General features: G+C 58.3%; 1 tRNA gene. It reads left to right on the top strand.

Annotated features, from left to right (window positions below):
• Positions 1-107 precede the first annotated feature (107 nt).
• Positions 108-199, top strand: a tRNA-Ser gene (locus ACI3L3_RS16905).
• Positions 200-247 lie beyond the last annotated feature (48 nt).

The raw sequence follows: 247 nt of genomic DNA on the forward strand, positions 1-247 counted from the left end.
CCGCCACTTCCCACTCAAACACCCGCCCCGCCTTGCCGGAAACAATCCCTGTCCAGAAAAGGTTTACATTCTCCCCAGTCCCGAATATATTCGCCACCCATCCACGCGGAGGGGTGGCAGAGCTCGGTTTATTGCGACGGTCTTGAAAACCGTTGGGGGTTTACGCTCCCCGGGGGTTCGAATCCCTCCCCCTCCGCCATTACGACACATAAGCCTCGGTATTTCCGGGGCTTTTTTCGTGTGCCCC

Source organism: Desulfobaculum sp. SPO524, from assembly GCF_044987625.1.
In the GTDB taxonomy this organism is placed as follows: domain Bacteria; phylum Desulfobacterota; class Desulfovibrionia; order Desulfovibrionales; family Desulfovibrionaceae; genus Desulfobaculum.